The organism is Providencia sp. 6390 (genome assembly GCF_058148425.1).
Window position 1 is genome coordinate 35,765 of sequence record NZ_JBYVYL010000011.1, and the last position, 15,990, is coordinate 51,754.

Sequence of the window (15,990 nt, forward strand, 5' to 3'; positions counted from 1 at the left end):
AAGAATATGGGAAGGTTTAATCATGTTCAATAAAAATATCAAACTGATATTGAATAACCTTTAGAAGAGTTATAAGTGGAGATGATTGCGCTTTGAAGGAAAAACTCCCTATAGTTTATTGGTAGCAGGGAGTCGACAATTTTCTTTTAATTTGTTTTTAAAGGTAGGTTTTCTGCGCAAGCGGATGCGGAGCTCCATGCCCATTGGAAGTTATAACCTCCCAGCCAGCCGGTGACATCGACCACTTCGCCAATAAAATATAACCCTTTGCTTTTTAACGACTCCATCGTTTTCGATGAGATCTCACGTGTATCAACGCCACCTAAGGTCACCTCTGCGGTACGATAACCTTCAGTGCCGTTTGGTTGCACTTGCCATTGATGGAGTGTGTTATGTAGTGCTTCAATCTGTGGGTGATTGAGTTGTTTAAGTGTGCACTCGGGGATCTGTCCTAGTTCTTGTAATACCTCAATTAAGCGCTTAGGTAATAGTTTAGTGAGTGTAGTTTTGAGTGATTGGTTGGGGTGTGCCTGTCTTTCTTCGGCTAAATATTCCGCCAAAGAGGTTTCGGGAAGTAAGTTAATACTCACAAACTCGCCAGGGTTCCAGTAATTAGAAATCTGCAAAATGGCGGGACCAGATAGGCCACGATGGGTAAATAATATGTTTTCTTTAAACAAAGTGCCATCTGCTGCGCTGACCGTTGCAGCGACAGAGACACCCGAAAGCACTTGTAGAGCTTCTAACAGGGGCTTATGCAATGTAAATGGCACTAAAGCGGCACGAGTGGGTAAAATGTGATGACCAAACTGCTCTGCAAGCCGATAGCCAAAAGGTGTTGCTCCAAGGCCGGGCATTGATAACCCTCCGGTTGCCACAATAAGTGAGTGTGTACTTACTTCACTTCCATTTGCTGTGATCACAAAAGTGTTATCTATTTTCTCAACACAGGTCACTTCACTACGTAATTTAATCGTGATATTGGGTAAATTGCACTCTGCTTCTAACATATCAACAATGTCTTGAGCGCTGTTATCACAAAACAGTTGGCCTAGGGTTTTTTCATGATAAGGAATATTGTATTTATTCACCAAAGCGATGAAATCCCACTGTGTATAGCGAGCAAGTGCTGACTTACAAAAGTGTGGATTGCCAGATAGGTAATTGCTGTGATCAGCATAGATATTGGTAAAATTGCAGCGTCCACCGCCTGACATAAGAATTTTTCTACCGAGTTTTTTGCCGTTATCCAAAACAAGTGTATTGAGTCCGCGTTTTCCTGCTAATGAGGCACAAAACAGTCCCGCAGCACCTGCGCCAAGAATAATAACGTCATAATTTTTCACAATAAAAATTCTCTATATATGTTTGATTCTAAAATACTAATCACGATAGGAGTGGTTATTTTACGTTATATTTCAACCGTTGTAATGTCATGGACAATGAAAAGTCTTGAATACAATATTATAATTAGGTTCTGCTGAACTTTTGAGCTGATTTTGTGCAGTGTAGGCAAATGTTCGCTGTGCTGTTAATCGGCTTGGATGATTATCGAAAAAGGTTAGTAGGTTCCGAGAAATTCGCCAAAAAAGATGAATTAACTCTGATTTGCATGAAATTCTGATAAAAAAGTTTCGAAAAATCAGAATAAAAACAAATCGTGTAATACTATGATAAATATAGGATAATAATCATGTTGTACTTTTTTGATCGGTAGTTAAATCAAAAAAAGGTTAGATTTTGCTTCCACCGCTAGCGTTTGTCACTGATAATGCGCCGCGTTCATGACCAACATAAAATGGCTTAACGTCTATGCTACATCTTTTTACAGGTTTAGAATTTTATACAGGCCTATTATTAGTTCTGGCACTGTTATTTGTGCTGTTCTATGAGGCTATAAATGGCTTCCATGATACCGCGAATGCGGTAGCTACGGTTATCTATACTCGTGCGATGCGAGCGCAATTTGCGGTCGTGATGGCGGGTGTGTTTAACTTCTTTGGTGTCCTGCTGGGAGGGCTGAGCGTTGCATATGCAATTGTTCATTTACTTCCAACGGATCTGTTGCTTAATGTGAGCTCAGCTCACGGCCTTGCAATGGTGTTCTCACTATTGTTGGCTGCAATCATCTGGAACTTGGGTACTTGGTATTTTGGTATCCCTGCATCAAGTTCTCATACCTTGATCGGGGCGATTATCGGTGTTGGTTTAACTAACGCGATAGTCACAGATTCATCCATCGTTGATGCGTTGAACATACCGAAAATGATTAGTATTTTCATGTCTCTTATCCTTTCTCCCGCTATCGGTTTTGTGATTGCTGGGTTGATGATTTTTATTCTACGCCGTTATTGGAGTGGTACTAAAAAACGTCGCCGCATCCACTTGACGCCAGCTGAGCGTGAGAAAAAAGATGGTAAGCGCAAGCCACCATTCTGGACTCGTACTGCGTTGATCCTTTCTGCCGTTGGCGTAAGTTTCTCCCATGGTGCGAATGATGGCCAGAAAGGCATTGGTCTTATCATGCTTGTGTTAATTGGTGTCGCTCCTGCAGGCTTCGTCGTTAATATGAACTCTAGCGGCTACGATATTGCAAGAACACATGATGCTGTTGTTCATTTGCAACAATACTATGAGACACATAAACCAGCTCTAAACCATGCGATTGAAAATACGCCAGCTATCGTCGATGAAGATGAGATCAGCAAAGAATTCCATTGCGATAGTTCACGTACACCAATTGTTCTGAGCCAAGCACAAAAGATGCTAAATGGCATCCAAAGCTATGATGAGCTCACGCCTGACCAGCGCAACCATATGCGCCGCTTATTAATGTGTATCTCTGATACGGCTAGTGCGGTAGCAAAATTGCCTGAAACCAGTTCACAAGATGCCAGCTTGTTGAAAAAACTGAGTAATGACCTGCTGTATACCGTTGAGTATGCGCCGCTGTGGATCATTATTGCGGTTGCTTTAGCACTGTCTATCGGAACCATGTTTGGCTGGAAACGTGTTGCAGTCACTATTGGTGAGAAGATTGGTAAGAAGGGTATGACCTATGCGCAGGGCGTTTCTGCTCAGGTTACCGCTGCGGTATCAATCGGTGTAGCAAGTTATACCGGTATGCCTGTTTCGACGACTCAGGTGTTGTCATCTGCGGTTGCAGGTACGATGGTTGTCGATGGTGGTGGCGTACAGAGTAAAACCATTAAGAGCATTGCTCTAGCATGGTTATTGACTCTGCCAGTCTCGATTATCCTTTCAGGTGGTTTGTACTGGATTGCGTTGATGGTGATCTAGTCGTTATTACTAAAAGATGAATGAAATCAATAATAGTGATGAGCTGAATAAGTTCATCACTATTTTTTTGCCTTGAGAAAAAGGTCGACAAAAAAGTTGTTTTTGTCATCTCATTAAGCCGCAACAAGTAAGTAAATTAAGCTAACAGCAACCAGTAAACTTAGCTGGCTAATTTGCAAAAATTGTTTACGGATCCTTTCACAACGTGCAATGACCTCTGGGTCAAAATGGTCTAAATACTGCTTATTGTTAATATAGCGAACAAGTTTTAGTTGTTTATTTAATTGGCCATGAGTTGTAAAAAAGCCATTACCATCAACAGATTGGTAAAGCAGTGGGTCGGTATCCCGTAGGATGTAGAGTAAAACGCGGATCGAAGAAAAATAGCGCATCATATTAATGATACATAGGATGCATAAGGCCCAGAACAAGGCAATCATACTGAACATACTCACCTCCTCAGATATCAGCCTACGCTGTTGCAACAAAGGAAATAAAGCAAACACAGTGACAATCAAGCTTATTGTTTATTGTAGGATAATACGTTGCCTAAAAAAAGTGCAAAGGGGAGCATTTTTAAACGATTTTTGTTTGTATTTGTGTAGATTGGGAAGTGATGTTGGGCGAAAGTATGTAATGAAAGGACGATTTGCTAGTGATCATGGCATACTCGTTATACTTCAAGTCGCAGCGCCTTCGCGTAAGGCATGGTCGCTGTGTTGATGTACAGTTTATCGGTATCTCAAGTTATTTAAAGCATCGATTGCGAAATATTACACATCATTCTCATTTATATATTAATATTAAGTAGATGATGTTATTGTTTTCTAAAATGTTATGTAGCTAATCTGTACAGTTGTGATCGAGGTGACAATTGGCACCTAAAGATGCAGGTATATTAATAAATAAGATAATTGGTGAGTTAAGAGGCTAACTGAATAGGCTCTTAACTTATCATAAAATCAGCATTCGGAAGGAGTTTACTTTATGGCGTACAAACATATTCTCGTAGCGGTAGATTTATCACCTGAAAGCAAGGTGTTACTGGATAAAGCGGTTTCTATGGCGAAACCTTACGGGGCTAAAGTATCCATGATCCATGTTGATGTGAACTACTCAGATCTTTACACCGGTCTTATCGATGTAAATTTGGGCGACATGCAACAACGTATCACGGATGAAACGCGTAATTCGCTGAAAGATCTCTCTGCTGGTGCAGGCTATGAGATCCAAGAAACATTGAGTGGTAGCGGTGACTTAGGCCAAGTGTTAGTCGATGCGATTAAAAAGTACGACATGGACTTAGTGGTTTGTGGTCACCACCAAGACTTTTGGAGCAAATTGATGTCATCAGCACGTCAGTTGATTAATACTGTTCACGTTGATATGTTGATTGTTCCACTGAATGACGATGAAGAATAATCGATTCAATTAGAATTGAAACATTATTCACTAAAAACGCTTGCTTATGCAGGCGTTTTTTTTGGGTAAAAAAATTTAAATTAAGTGAGCTATTGGTAGGTCAAGAAATTTTTTTTACTCTAGAATAAAAAAAAACCTTGAAACTTGAATACAAACTAGTGATATATTCAATAAGCAAATGCAAATCAACCTCACATTTCCTAAAAAATAATCACAAGAAAAAGTGAGAAATATCACAACATAAAATTTAAAAAAGGAAGACACAACACATGAATTCACTATCTTCATTCTTGGAGTCTGTACAAAAAAGAGATCCTCAGCAGCCTGAATTCCTTCAGGCCGTTCGCGAAGTATTTACCTCACTTTGGCCATTCTTAGAAAATAACCCGAAATATCGTGAACAAGCACTGCTTGAGCGCTTTGTTGAGCCTGAAAGAGTGATTCAGTTCCGTGTTTGTTGGGTCGATGATCACGGCCAAGTACAAGTGAACCGTGCTTGGCGCGTTCAATATAGTTCAGCCATCGGGCCATTCAAAGGCGGTATGCGCTTCCATCCATCTGTTAACCTTTCTATTTTAAAATTCCTTGGCTTCGAACAAACTCTGAAAAATGCACTGACAACATTACCGATGGGTGGTGGTAAAGGCGGTTCTGACTTTGATCCAAAAGGAAAAAGCTACGGTGAAGTGATGCGTTTCTGCCAATCACTGATGACTGAGCTGTATCGTCATTTAGGCGCAGACACTGATGTCCCTGCTGGTGATATTGGCGTTGGCGGCCGTGAAGTTGGTTTTATGGCGGGTATGATGAAGAAATTATCTAACGACACTTCTTGTGTGTTTACAGGTAAAGGTCTTTCGTTTGGCGGTAGTTTAATTCGCCCAGAAGCAACCGGTTACGGCTTAGTCTATTTCACTAATGCGATGCTAAAACGTCATGGTTTAGGCTTCGAAGGTATGCGTGTGGCAGTATCAGGCTCAGGTAACGTAGCTCAATATACAATCGAAAAATGTATGGAGCTGGGTGCTAAAGTGATTACTGCATCAGACTCTAACGGAACTGTTGTCGATGAAGATGGCTTTACCTCAGAAAAACTTGCTCGCCTTGAAGCGATTAAAAATAACTATGGTCGCGTTGAAGCTTATGCGAAAGAGTTCGGCTTAACTTATCTGGCTGGCAAACAACCATGGTGTGTTCCTGTTGATATCGCACTGCCATGTGCAACGCAAAATGAGTTGGATCTGGAAGCAGCAGAGTTGCTTATCAAAAATGGTGTTAAAGCTGTTGCTGAAGGCGCAAATATGCCAACGACGATCCCTGCAACTGAACGTTTCCTTGAAGCAGGTGTTTTGTTTGCACCCGGTAAAGCAGCGAACGCAGGTGGTGTTGCAACATCAGGCTTAGAAATGGCGCAAAATGCGGCACGTATGGGTTGGAAAGCGGAGAAGGTTGACGCACGCTTACATCATATTATGTTAGATATTCATAACCACTGTGTCGAGTTTGGTGGTGAAGCTAAACAAACTAACTATGTGCAAGGCGCAAACATTGCCGGCTTTGTTAAAGTCGCGGATGCAATGCTCGCACAGGGTATTTTGTAATGCTCTGATTAAATGAACATACGCGAAAGGGCGGCTGTATTATAGCGATAATTCACCTGTACATACGCCCTTCGTTGTTATGTTTTAATGCATGGATAAATATCAAAACGATGGCTTTTGGTCGTGACTGCGGAAGGTGCTTTTTGCCCCGCAAGGGGTTCTGCATAGTCAGGACGTTTCACTACCACACGGCGTTTTGCTAATGCTAAAGCAGGCGCTAATAAAGCATCTGCGTCATCATCAGCACCAACTAGCGATTGAAAGACTCGCATTTCTTTTTTGACTAACGCACTTTTTTGACGATGTGGATACATAGGATCAAGATAAATAACGTCAGGCGGCGTCGTGATATCCGCTAAGGCTGTAATACTTGATGCATGAATTAAGGACATTCGTTGTTTTAGCCATTCACCGATTTCACTATCTTGATAACCACGTTGTAGACCATCATCAAGCAAGGCTGCTACTACGGGATGACGCTCCAACATCCGTACTCGACAACCCAGAGAGGCTAGCACAAATGCATCTCGGCCAAGGCCAGCTGTTGCATCGATGACATCAGGTAAATAATCCTTTTTGATACCCACTGCTTTTGCAACGGCTTCCCCTCGACCGCCACCAAACTTGCGGCGATGTGCCATTGTGCCTGAAACGAAATCAACAAAAATACCGCCCAATTTGGGTTCATCCAGTTTACGTAATTGCAGGTTTTCAGGGGTGAGCACCAGAGCCATAACTGCATCAGGACTATGGATGAGTTGCCATTTTTCAGCAAGTTGAGAAAGAGTGCCGTGATCGGCACCCTCTTCACAGATCAGTTGGATCTTGATGTGATCAGCCATCGATACCATAGCTCTTCAACATCGCATCTAACTCAGGTTTACGTCCACGGAAACGCTCGAACAGCACCATTGGTTCCTCTGAACCCCCGCGGCTGAGAATGTTATCGAGGAATGATTGGCCTGTTTCGCGATTAAAAATACCTTCTTCCGCAAAGCGTGAGTAAGCATCAGCTGCTAATACATCAGCCCATAAGTAGCTGTAATAGCCCGCTGCATAACCACCGGCAAAGATATGGCTAAATGCGTGCGGGAAACGACCCCACTCAGGAGAGGGTACAACAGCGACTTTTTCTTTCACTGCATATAAGGTAGGCATGACTTGAGCGCCTTTGGTTGGGTCATATTCAGCATGTAAGCGGAAATCAAATAGACCAAACTCTAGCTGACGTAAAACAAACATGGCGGATTGATAGTTTTTGGCAGCTAACATGCTATCAAGCATTTCACTCGGTAATGGCTCGCCAGTTTCATAATGACCGGAAATGAATTCAAGTGCTTCAGGCTCCCAGCACCAGTTCTCCATAAACTGACTTGGCAATTCGACGGCATCCCACGGTACACCATTGATACCCGCAACATCTGCGACATCGATCTTGGTCATCATATGATGCAGACCATGACCAAATTCGTGGAATAAAGTGATTACTTCATCATGGGTAAACAGAGCTGGCTTATCACCTAATGGCTTATTAAAGTTACAAGTCAAATAGGCGACAGGGTTCTGTAAAGAGCCATCTTTGTGTACCATTCTTCCTGCACAATCATCCATCCATGCACCGCCACGCTTGTGCTCACGCGCGTACAGGTCAAGATAGAAGCTACCACGTAGGGTATTGGTGTCATCATAGAGTTCAAAGAAACGCACATCTGGGTGCCATGTTTCGATGTCTTTGCGCTCTTTAGCGGTGAGGCCATAGATACGATGAACCACTTCAAACAAACCTTCGACAACACGTTGCTCAGGGAAGTAAGGGCGCAGTTGCTCATCACTGAGTGAGAATTTGTGCTGCTTTTGTTTTTCACTGTAATAAGCCAGATCCCATGATTCAAGTTTATCAACACCATAGTGCTGTTTAGCGAAAGCAGTCAACTCGGCTAGTTCACCTTTACCTTGTTGGTGTGCACGATCAGCTAAATTAGTCAGGAAATCTAATACTTGCTCAGGGGACTCTGCCATTTTCGTTGCCAGAGATTTTTCGGCAAAATTTTTGAAGCCAAGTAATTGAGCAAGTTCGTGGCGCAATGCCATCAACTCTTCAATCAGCTCACTGTTATCCCATTTACCTGCGTTAGGCCCTTGATCAGAAGCGCGAGTGCTGTACGCGTGGCTCATTTCACGGCGCAGTTCTGCGTTGTCTGCGTAGGTCATTACAGGTAAGTAGCTTGGCATATCTAGGGTTAATAGGTAGCCTTCTTCACCTTTTGCCTCCGCCATTGCCTTGGCAGCAGCGATGGCGCTTTCTGGCATGCCAGCTAATTCTTTTTCATCTTTAATTAGCTTAGTCCAACCCATGGTGGCATCGAGAACGTTATTGCTGAATTTAGAGGCAATTTCAGACAGGCGAGCAACAATTTCACCATAACGTTGCTGTTTTTCAGCTGGCAGACCAATGCCTGACAATTCAAAGTCGCGTAAGGTATTTTCGATCGATTTTTTCTGTGATTGGCTTAGTGATGCAAACTGTGCGCTGTCTTTGAGTGATTTATAAGCTTGATATAGTGGTTCGTGTTGACCCATCCATGTGCTGAATTCAGAGAGCAATGGTAGGCATTTTTCATAGGCTTCACGCAGCTCTGGGCTATTTTTGACTGAGTGAAGGTGGCCAACAGGTGACCATACACGGGACAGCTTATCACTTGCTTCTTCAAGCGGTTGGCATAGGTTATCCCAAGTATATTGATTAGTTGCTGATAGGATATTTTCGACAGTTTGACGGTATTCTGTCAGGACTTGTTGAACCGCAGGAAACACATGCTCAGGCTCAATCTTAGCAAATTGGGGTAGTACAGAATCGGTTAATAATGGGTTTGTCATATAAACATCCTGTGATTGCAGGCTTGCACGGGTAGGCCAAGGCTTACTGTATTGACAATAAGTTAAACGGCTGACTTCGAGTGAACGAATGTAGCACGCCACTGTGAACATGAAAATTATATGGGGGCGGAAATGGAAACCTCAATACACGATAACGCTTTTTGTTCTTAATCGTTATCAATAAATGTGACTATTTCATTCAGTAAGCTTTGGAAAACAATTGATTCGGGCTATAATCGGGACTCAACCGAAAAGGAAGATCGTCGTCTCCGGTGAGGCGGCTGGATTTCAAATCCAGTTGGGGCTGCCAGCAGTCCCGGGCAGGTTCGACTCCTGTGATCTTCCGCCACTCAAGTTCAATACACCTCCACTGAAGTCAATTAAACCCTTTAAATTCAAAATATAAAAGCAATTCATAGTCAATTCAGTTCAACTGGGGTTACCCCACATCAACCCAAAATGTTCTGCGCAATAAAATTAGGATATTTTTCTTGCAGAGAAAGGGTTTAAAAATGGCAGTGCATTGTTTTTACATAAAATAATGTGCTTCCTATCTATTCATTGATGGCCTTATTTTTTTGTTAAACATGCTATATTGTTGTTCATAGTTTATGCATAACGTATAGAGAGTGGAGACAATTTGATGGGCGACAATCTTCCTGAAGCGCCACAGGGCGAATTTGTTTTGTTCCGTAGTGAAGATGGTCAGACTCATGTCGAATGCCGCTTTGAGTCGGATACGTTGTGGTTATCTCAGGCTGAAATTGCCAATCTTTATCAGGTAACACCTCAGGCAATAACTCAACATGTTAAAGCTGTTTACGAAGAGGGTGAGCTTGTACAAAATTCAACTTGTAAGTCTTTCTTACAAGTTCGACAAGAAGGTAATCGGCAGGTTAATCGCAACACGCTGCATTACAACCTCTTAATGATCCTCGCGATTGGCTACCGCGTCCGTTCTGTTCGCGGAACACAGTTTCGTCAATGGGCAACGCAAACGCTAGAACAGTATCTGATCAAAGGGTTTGTGATGGACGATGAACGTCTGAAGAATCCGCCTATCGGTCAGTCAGTCGTACCTGATTACTTTGATGAGATGCTCGAACGTATCCGTGATATTCGTGCCAGTGAGCGGCGGGTATATTTACGGGTGAAAGAGATCTTCACTATGGCAGCGGATTATGAGCCTTCCAATAAAGAAACCACTCGTTTTTTTCAAACTATCCAAAACAAGCTACATTTTGCTTGTACGGGAATGACTACCGCTGAGTTTATTGCCAGTCGCGCAGATGCCAACCAGCCGGATATGGGCTTAACCAGCTATAAGTCCGACGAGGTTCGTAAAACTGATGTCACTACTGCAAAAAACTATCTACGTGAGAATGAACTCAAAGAATTAAATCATATCGTCAATATGTGGCTCGATTTTGCCGAAGACCAAGCACTGCGCCGTAAGCAAGTTTTCTTACAGGATTGGGATACTAAGCTGGATCAGTTTTTAAGTTTCAACGACCGTGAAGTTTTGCAAGGTGCTGGTGGGATCAGCAAAAAAGCGGCTGATGAAAAAGCCAAAGAGATATTTGATATTTTTGCTCAAAAACGTCGTCGGTTAAAAGAGGCAGAAGGGGCGAGGGCGAATATTGCGGCACTGAAAGATTTGCTGAAAAAAGGGAAGTAAAAGAAGTAGTGAATTCACTACTTTTTATAATATTTATTAAGTGTTGATTTTTATTTTAAGTAAAATAATTTTTATCTGTAAGGAATTTATTTGTAATATGGATGCTTAATAATTAATACTAATGTGAGTTATAAATGATATTTAAAAACTGCTTCGATAAAATTGTTGCTTTTGATTCCAAATTAGATACATCGCAGAAGATATTAAGAAATCTTATCATTATAATTGTTATAGGATTTTTTTTTAAAATGACTCAGTATGAAAAACTATGGAAGGGATTTTTCATACTCCTTTTAATATATTGGACTTTTTCTGTTTTTCATTGCTTAATTAAAGTATATCAAAGAGTTTATAAGACAACGCTAGGTAAAGGTGTTGTGATACTAGGAAGTGCAATTTGCTTAAATTTTGCTCTATGCCTTTCGGGGATAGTCATTAATAATATTACTTCAGTTTCACCAGCAAGTTTCCCTCATTCCTTGATATTTATTTCAATTGCAATGATTCCAGTGATTATCCCTCTTGGAATGATTTTTTTATTTGTAATTATATTCATTACAACTCCAATATGGATCTGGTTTTTTGTATATGATGAAAAATTCAAGCAGTTTTTGGCACCTGGATATAAACCAAATGACAAAAAATTCTTATATAAAACTACGGTGATAATACAAATATTTTCAATTGCTACTTACTCTTGGTTCATTTTTCAATTTGCACAAATTACAGGCGATAATTATATTTCGTACATTAATAGTAAGTCTCAATGGGTAATTTACACATTTGAAATGTTTGACAAAAATCCATGTGTAAATATAAAAGAAGGAAAAGTTGCCTTTATCAGTGATGATAATGTGCTTGTCGCAACAATATACAATGATGAGTATTTATTTAAAGTTTTACAATGTGAAATAAAGTAAAAATGTTAGTAGTAAATGTCCGTTTATAGCGGAGATTTACTATCTAAGGCTTGATTTGAAATGAGGTATTCCCACCAATATGCTATTAGTTAGTGTCATAATCAATAAAATTCAAGGCACTTTTCTTGCGTAATTTTCTAACCTTCACTTCCTACTCAAAAACCAATTTGGGGGCACTGCTATTTATAAAATTCAGTAAATTCATTTAATGTTAATACTATTACCCATCATGTTCGACTCTTGTGATCCCATTCAGCTCTTTACCTCCCACTTAATTGATCATTTTAACGCCCAATTGTGATGTTATACAGTGAGGTATTCGCCCAATCGACAGTGATAGACTCCTAGCCCACAACTGATTATTAGTATTAAACAGATGAATAAGCTGGGTTTGCGGTAATCGGTCACTTTACCCACACTCGCCAAGCAGGACAGTTGATTATCCAGTTGGCTGAGATGGAGTAAGATTTTTAAGGATAGCCTCAGAATAGAAGTGGAGGCTTTTTGTATATTAGTGAGATGAGATAAACGTTGATAGCTTATAACTGATTATCTTTAGAATATCTTGCTATAAATCTTTTGACAGCTCAGTGGGATCTAATGATGCCAAGATTCTTTTAATCAGGTAGATTGCCTAGCTAGAAATCAGTCTTAGAAAAACCGGTCATATTATCCAGCTCCATTTCACGGCCTAATGCCGTCATTGGATGAACAATTATCAGGCCCCGCACGGATTTTTTCAGCTTGCCAAGATCAGCTTGTTCTTTCTTAGTAATGGCGCGTTTGAATGGCATATCCACTAGCTTCTGCGCTTCTTTGCTGAGTTTCTTGCTACGCACTGACTTCAGACGAACGATTTCAATTTCCAGTGCCGCTTTTTCTTTCTCAAGTTCTGCGTGCTTTTCAGTTTCGTTCGTCAGCTGCATACTTGCCATTTGGTGGCGAATAAGATCTAAGCGGTCGCTCAGCAGCTTAATTTGTGTTTTTTCAATTTCTTTCATTATTAATTAACCGTGAATAAATTTATTGTTGGTAAGTATACACAATTCTGAGTCAGAGAGCGAAAAGGGACATGAGATGAAATATGCGATTACAAATAAAGACCAGCTCATCGGTATCACTGAATTAGAAAGGAGTGATCCTCCTATGGGGTTTGTGTTTGGTGCTTTAGAGCCCACTCAATGGTATACCTTAGACACTGATGACACTGATTATAAAATATATGTCTACGGGACAGATGAAGAGATCGCCAGCGAATCCATCATCATTGAAGACCATTCAGATGAATTGGGTGAGCAATGTATCGAAGTCACTGTACTTGTCAAATCAGCAGAAATATATGCGAAATTTTTTCAACATCATTTAGATGCTTATGAAAAACAATTTTTTAATTTGTAGGAGTAAAATATTTCAACATAGATAATTGATTTTACTCATAATTTAGTATGGCCACTTAGTTTCAGATTAGTTTTCGTGCTACCCAAATATGCCAATAGTCTTGTTCAACAATCGGCGTTTGTGCAGACAAATGAAGCCGCAATTTATCGATGAGTAACTCTATTTCTGTGTCATTCAATTCATGTAAAATCGAACGCCCAGTCCGAGCGCTAATATCTTGAGCGAGTGATTCGAAGGTATCGTATATACGGCGTGTTTCACGAAAAACTTGGGAAGAAACTAATTCAAAACCATTCTGTTGTAGCGCATTTTCCACTTGTTGTTGAGTAGGCCTACGTTGTGCTTCAACTTCAATTAATTTTGGAAAACATTCAAAGAAATAACCGCGCAAATGATTTTTACCACCGGGTAAGGTGATATTTTCCATAGTTCTATCCTGAATAATAAAATATCCGTTATCTGCAAGGATCCGATAAATTTCTTTGAAATTATTATTGTAGTCATTAAGGTGGTGAATTAACGCTCTTTCAAACGCGATATCTATGCTAGCGGTGTTTAACCCTGTATTTTCAGCATCGCCTTGTTGAAAAAACAGATTTGGATAATGGATCGATTTTTCTGTCGCTGTTTTAACCATGTGCTCAGAAAAATCAATGCCAATAACTTGCTTTGCATTCATCGAAGCCCATGCGCGGCTATAAATTCCACCACCGCAGCCGATATCAGCAATCACTTTATTATCGGCATTAATTTGTTGGGAAATAAAATCAATCCACTCTTGTGCTGCATTACGGGTGGAATAAGTAGCTTTGTTTTTTTCATCATGAAAGTCGATAGGCATGCAACAGTTCCCCTTATTAAGTGGATTATTTAAAACGATCTTGGTGCTTAATTAAAAACTGTTTAACACTGGTGGGTGCTTTGCCTGTAATTTTTTGGAAATTATCAAACACCATACCTTCACGTGACAGCTCACCCGCGGTAAACGCTAAATAATGGTCATAAATGCTTTTCATATAGGCGAGCTCAAGAGCGTTTGATTGTGCAAAATCCCAAAACTCTTGCGGATCACTCGCTTGATAGCGAAATGGTAGGCCTAGATCTTCTGTTAATAATGTTGCAATTTGGGCGTAGTTTTTATTTTCATAGCCCATGCGATAAGTTTGCCCATAATGTTGTTCTGGTGACAGCAAGCAGTACGCTGCCAGTTCAGCAACATCTGCGCAGTCAACCCAACTTAAGATGGCATCGCCGAAGTAGGAGCGCAGTACGCCTTTATCAGCACTGTTTTCCCCTTGATAACCTAATAGGTTTTGCATGTAAGATTCAGGGCGTAAATGTGTGAAGTGAATACCAGACCATTCAATATAGCGCTCAATCATTTGATGCCATGCCCAATGGGCGACCTGCGCGTTGTCATCGCCACAAGCGCCTAAATGCACGATATAACGTATGCCACATTGTTTGGCAATATCGACGAAAATCTTGCTTTGTTGCAACATATCGATGGTATAACCCGTCATCATAAAAACGGAGTCGATACCTTCAAGTGCAGACCGAATGGTTTCTGGTTTGTTGTAGTCCATTTCAACAAGTGGGTAGGGGGAATGGGCAAATTTTGCTGGATTTCTCACGGCAAGAACAACGTCTTGATAACCTTTTTCCAGCAATGATTGCACTAAATAGTGACCAACCTGCCCTGTAGCGCCAGTAACTAAAATTTTATTTTTCATTATGTTAGCACCATGCCGTTCTATGAAAGTTCAGTGACTTAAAGTGCTAATCTAGCATTTCTGTTACTGGTGTTGTTAGATGTGAGTGCCGTGTATCCAACTTAACACTGTGTGTTATAGCTATTTTGCAGTGTATCCACCAAGGCTTGTGCTGCGGTAGAGAATTGATGATGAGCGGAATATAACACCCCGACACGGCGTTCAACCACTGGCTGGCTCAGTTCAAGACAAACTGCTCCGAGTTCTGTCATTTGTGTGCGGCATAGTGCAGGCACGGCACTGACACCGAGTCCATTAGCCACCAACTTTCCAACTGTGACCAATTGATGGCTTTCAAACGAGACCCTCAATGGTAGGCCATGTTGTTTGAGCTCTTCTTCGATCATTAAACGCACTGAAGAGGGCGATTGTAAGGTAATAAATTCTAGGTTAAGTAGCTCACGCCATGAAACATGTTCACGATCTGCCAAATGACAATCAGGGGGAACAATCGCAATAAAGCGTTCTACACCCAGCGGAGTGAAGTTGACCTGCTCTGAATCAGGGGGCTCAAAAACGATGCCTATTTCAACTCGCCCTTCATGCACCATTTCTATCACTTGCTCATTAATCACATCATGAACGGTAATATTGATGCCTGGATAGCACTGTCGAAATGTTTTGAGGATTGGGGGCAGCACATTGATAGCAAATGATGGCATCGCAGCGATAGATACTTTACCTCGTTGAAGGGTGAAATGCTGGCGCATCATTTCTTCTGTGTTATCCCAATCTAAAAGCAGTTGGCGCGATGCTTTTAGTAAGGTTTCGCCTTCTGGCGTTAACATCACTTTACGCGTTGTTCTCAGTAATAATGGCCCACCTAATGTTTCTTCTAATGATTTAATCGTCAAGCTAAGTGCTGGCTGCGACATATTTAATCGTTCGCTTGCATGGGCAAAGTTCAAAGTGTGAGCTACCGCTGAAAATGCGCGTAACTGTTTGATACTCATCTTCATGGTCAACCTCAGTAACTCTATGAATACATTTAGTTAACATTTATTTAATAAGAAAAACAAATG

Annotated in this window: 14 protein-coding genes and 1 tRNA gene; 7 read left to right on the plus strand and 8 right to left on the minus strand. The window is 41.0% G+C overall.

All coding sequences use genetic code 11. The features are described from left to right. Positions 1 to 146 precede the first annotated feature (146 nt). Positions 147 to 1,346, minus strand: a complete 1,200-nt coding sequence (locus tag AC3Z9T_RS19130) for a BaiN/RdsA family NAD(P)/FAD-dependent oxidoreductase (RefSeq protein ID WP_490127684.1) — start codon at positions 1,344 to 1,346, stop codon at positions 147 to 149. A 466-nt stretch (positions 1,347 to 1,812) separates the two neighbouring features. Between AC3Z9T_RS19130 and pitA the strand changes: the two genes are divergently transcribed. Then, positions 1,813 to 3,300, plus strand: a complete 1,488-nt coding sequence (pitA, locus tag AC3Z9T_RS19135) for an inorganic phosphate transporter PitA (RefSeq protein WP_490127685.1) — start codon at positions 1,813 to 1,815, stop codon at positions 3,298 to 3,300. A 113-nt stretch (positions 3,301 to 3,413) separates the two neighbouring features. On the opposite strand, the gene uspB is transcribed toward pitA, so the two are convergent. Beyond that, the gene (gene uspB / locus AC3Z9T_RS19140) at positions 3,414 to 3,749 is read right to left on the minus strand and encodes a universal stress protein UspB (protein ID WP_490127686.1); all 336 of its coding nucleotides are present in this window, start codon (positions 3,747 to 3,749) and stop codon (positions 3,414 to 3,416) included. Between the two features lie 538 nt (positions 3,750 to 4,287). On the opposite strand from uspB, the gene uspA reads away from it, so the two are divergent. Next, a complete protein-coding gene (gene uspA / locus AC3Z9T_RS19145; protein ID WP_070927539.1) occupies positions 4,288 to 4,722 on the plus strand; it encodes a universal stress protein UspA in 435 nt (144 codons plus the stop codon). Between the two features lie 269 nt (positions 4,723 to 4,991). Beyond that, complete coding sequence (gene gdhA, locus AC3Z9T_RS19150) at positions 4,992 to 6,323, plus strand: NADP-specific glutamate dehydrogenase (RefSeq protein ID WP_490127687.1); 1,332 nt, start codon at positions 4,992 to 4,994, stop codon at positions 6,321 to 6,323. A gap of 77 nt (positions 6,324 to 6,400) precedes the next feature. Here gdhA and rsmJ read toward each other — a convergent pair whose 3' ends face one another. Further along, positions 6,401 to 7,165: a 16S rRNA (guanine(1516)-N(2))-methyltransferase RsmJ gene (gene rsmJ, locus AC3Z9T_RS19155; protein ID WP_490127688.1), complete on the minus strand. Its 765-nt coding sequence runs from the start codon at positions 7,163 to 7,165 to the stop codon at positions 6,401 to 6,403. Beyond that, positions 7,158 to 9,200, minus strand: coding sequence for an oligopeptidase A (prlC, locus tag AC3Z9T_RS19160; protein ID WP_490127689.1), 2,043 nt, complete (start codon positions 9,198 to 9,200; stop codon positions 7,158 to 7,160). The genes rsmJ and prlC overlap by 8 nt, the downstream gene beginning before the upstream one ends. Before the next feature lie 254 nt (positions 9,201 to 9,454). Between prlC and AC3Z9T_RS19165 the strand changes: the two genes are divergently transcribed. The 3 genes from AC3Z9T_RS19165 to AC3Z9T_RS19175 all read left to right on the plus strand — a co-directional run bounded on the left by AC3Z9T_RS19165 (position 9,455) and on the right by AC3Z9T_RS19175 (position 11,798). Beyond that, a tRNA-Sec gene (locus AC3Z9T_RS19165) sits at positions 9,455 to 9,549 on the plus strand. A gap of 294 nt (positions 9,550 to 9,843) precedes the next feature. Next, positions 9,844 to 10,878, plus strand: a complete 1,035-nt coding sequence (locus tag AC3Z9T_RS19170) for a virulence RhuM family protein (protein ID WP_490127690.1) — start codon at positions 9,844 to 9,846, stop codon at positions 10,876 to 10,878. A 248-nt stretch (positions 10,879 to 11,126) separates the two neighbouring features. After that, a complete protein-coding gene (locus tag AC3Z9T_RS19175) occupies positions 11,127 to 11,798 on the plus strand; it encodes a hypothetical protein (protein WP_490127691.1) in 672 nt (223 codons plus the stop codon). A gap of 638 nt (positions 11,799 to 12,436) precedes the next feature. Here the strand turns inward: AC3Z9T_RS19175 and AC3Z9T_RS19180 are convergent. Further along, a complete protein-coding gene (locus tag AC3Z9T_RS19180) occupies positions 12,437 to 12,799 on the minus strand; it encodes a YibL family ribosome-associated protein (RefSeq protein WP_490127692.1) in 363 nt (120 codons plus the stop codon). A gap of 76 nt (positions 12,800 to 12,875) precedes the next feature. Here AC3Z9T_RS19180 and AC3Z9T_RS19185 point away from each other — a divergent pair, with 76 nt between their 5' ends. Continuing rightward, positions 12,876 to 13,196 (plus strand): hypothetical protein, encoded by a 321-nt coding sequence (locus AC3Z9T_RS19185; RefSeq protein WP_490127693.1) that lies wholly within the window; start codon positions 12,876 to 12,878, stop codon positions 13,194 to 13,196. Between the two features lie 61 nt (positions 13,197 to 13,257). Here the strand turns inward: AC3Z9T_RS19185 and AC3Z9T_RS19190 are convergent, their stop codons facing one another. The 3 genes from AC3Z9T_RS19190 to AC3Z9T_RS19200 form a co-directional block, all read right to left on the minus strand. Further along, complete coding sequence (locus AC3Z9T_RS19190) at positions 13,258 to 14,037, minus strand: class I SAM-dependent methyltransferase (protein ID WP_490127694.1); 780 nt, start codon at positions 14,035 to 14,037, stop codon at positions 13,258 to 13,260. Positions 14,038 to 14,062: 25 nt separating this feature from the next. Beyond that, a complete protein-coding gene (locus tag AC3Z9T_RS19195) occupies positions 14,063 to 14,929 on the minus strand; it encodes an SDR family oxidoreductase (protein WP_490127695.1) in 867 nt (288 codons plus the stop codon). A gap of 101 nt (positions 14,930 to 15,030) precedes the next feature. Beyond that, entirely contained in the window at positions 15,031 to 15,927 is an 897-nt protein-coding gene (locus AC3Z9T_RS19200) for a LysR family transcriptional regulator (RefSeq protein WP_490127696.1), read from the minus strand. Between the last annotated feature and the right edge of the window lie 63 nt (positions 15,928 to 15,990).

Bases quoted from the DNA above. Each gene is read 5' to 3' on its own strand.
- pitA (WP_490127685.1), top strand. From the start codon at position 1,813: ATGCTACATCTTTTTACAGGTTTAGAATTTTATACAGGCCTATTATTA.
- uspB (WP_490127686.1), bottom strand. From the start codon at position 3,749: ATGTTCAGTATGATTGCCTTGTTCTGGGCCTTATGCATCCTATGTATC.
- uspA (WP_070927539.1), top strand. From the start codon at position 4,288: ATGGCGTACAAACATATTCTCGTAGCGGTAGATTTATCACCTGAAAGC.
- gdhA (WP_490127687.1), top strand. From the start codon at position 4,992: ATGAATTCACTATCTTCATTCTTGGAGTCTGTACAAAAAAGAGATCCT.
- rsmJ (WP_490127688.1), bottom strand. From the start codon at position 7,165: ATGGCTGATCACATCAAGATCCAACTGATCTGTGAAGAGGGTGCCGAT.
- prlC (WP_490127689.1), bottom strand. From the start codon at position 9,200: ATGACAAACCCATTATTAACCGATTCTGTACTACCCCAATTTGCTAAG.
- AC3Z9T_RS19170 (WP_490127690.1), top strand. From the start codon at position 9,844: ATGGGCGACAATCTTCCTGAAGCGCCACAGGGCGAATTTGTTTTGTTC.
- AC3Z9T_RS19175 (WP_490127691.1), top strand. From the start codon at position 11,127: ATGACTCAGTATGAAAAACTATGGAAGGGATTTTTCATACTCCTTTTA.
- AC3Z9T_RS19180 (WP_490127692.1), bottom strand. From the start codon at position 12,799: ATGAAAGAAATTGAAAAAACACAAATTAAGCTGCTGAGCGACCGCTTA.
- AC3Z9T_RS19185 (WP_490127693.1), top strand. From the start codon at position 12,876: ATGAAATATGCGATTACAAATAAAGACCAGCTCATCGGTATCACTGAA.
- AC3Z9T_RS19190 (WP_490127694.1), bottom strand. From the start codon at position 14,037: ATGCCTATCGACTTTCATGATGAAAAAAACAAAGCTACTTATTCCACC.
- AC3Z9T_RS19195 (WP_490127695.1), bottom strand. From the start codon at position 14,929: ATGAAAAATAAAATTTTAGTTACTGGCGCTACAGGGCAGGTTGGTCAC.
- AC3Z9T_RS19200 (WP_490127696.1), bottom strand. From the start codon at position 15,927: ATGAAGATGAGTATCAAACAGTTACGCGCATTTTCAGCGGTAGCTCAC.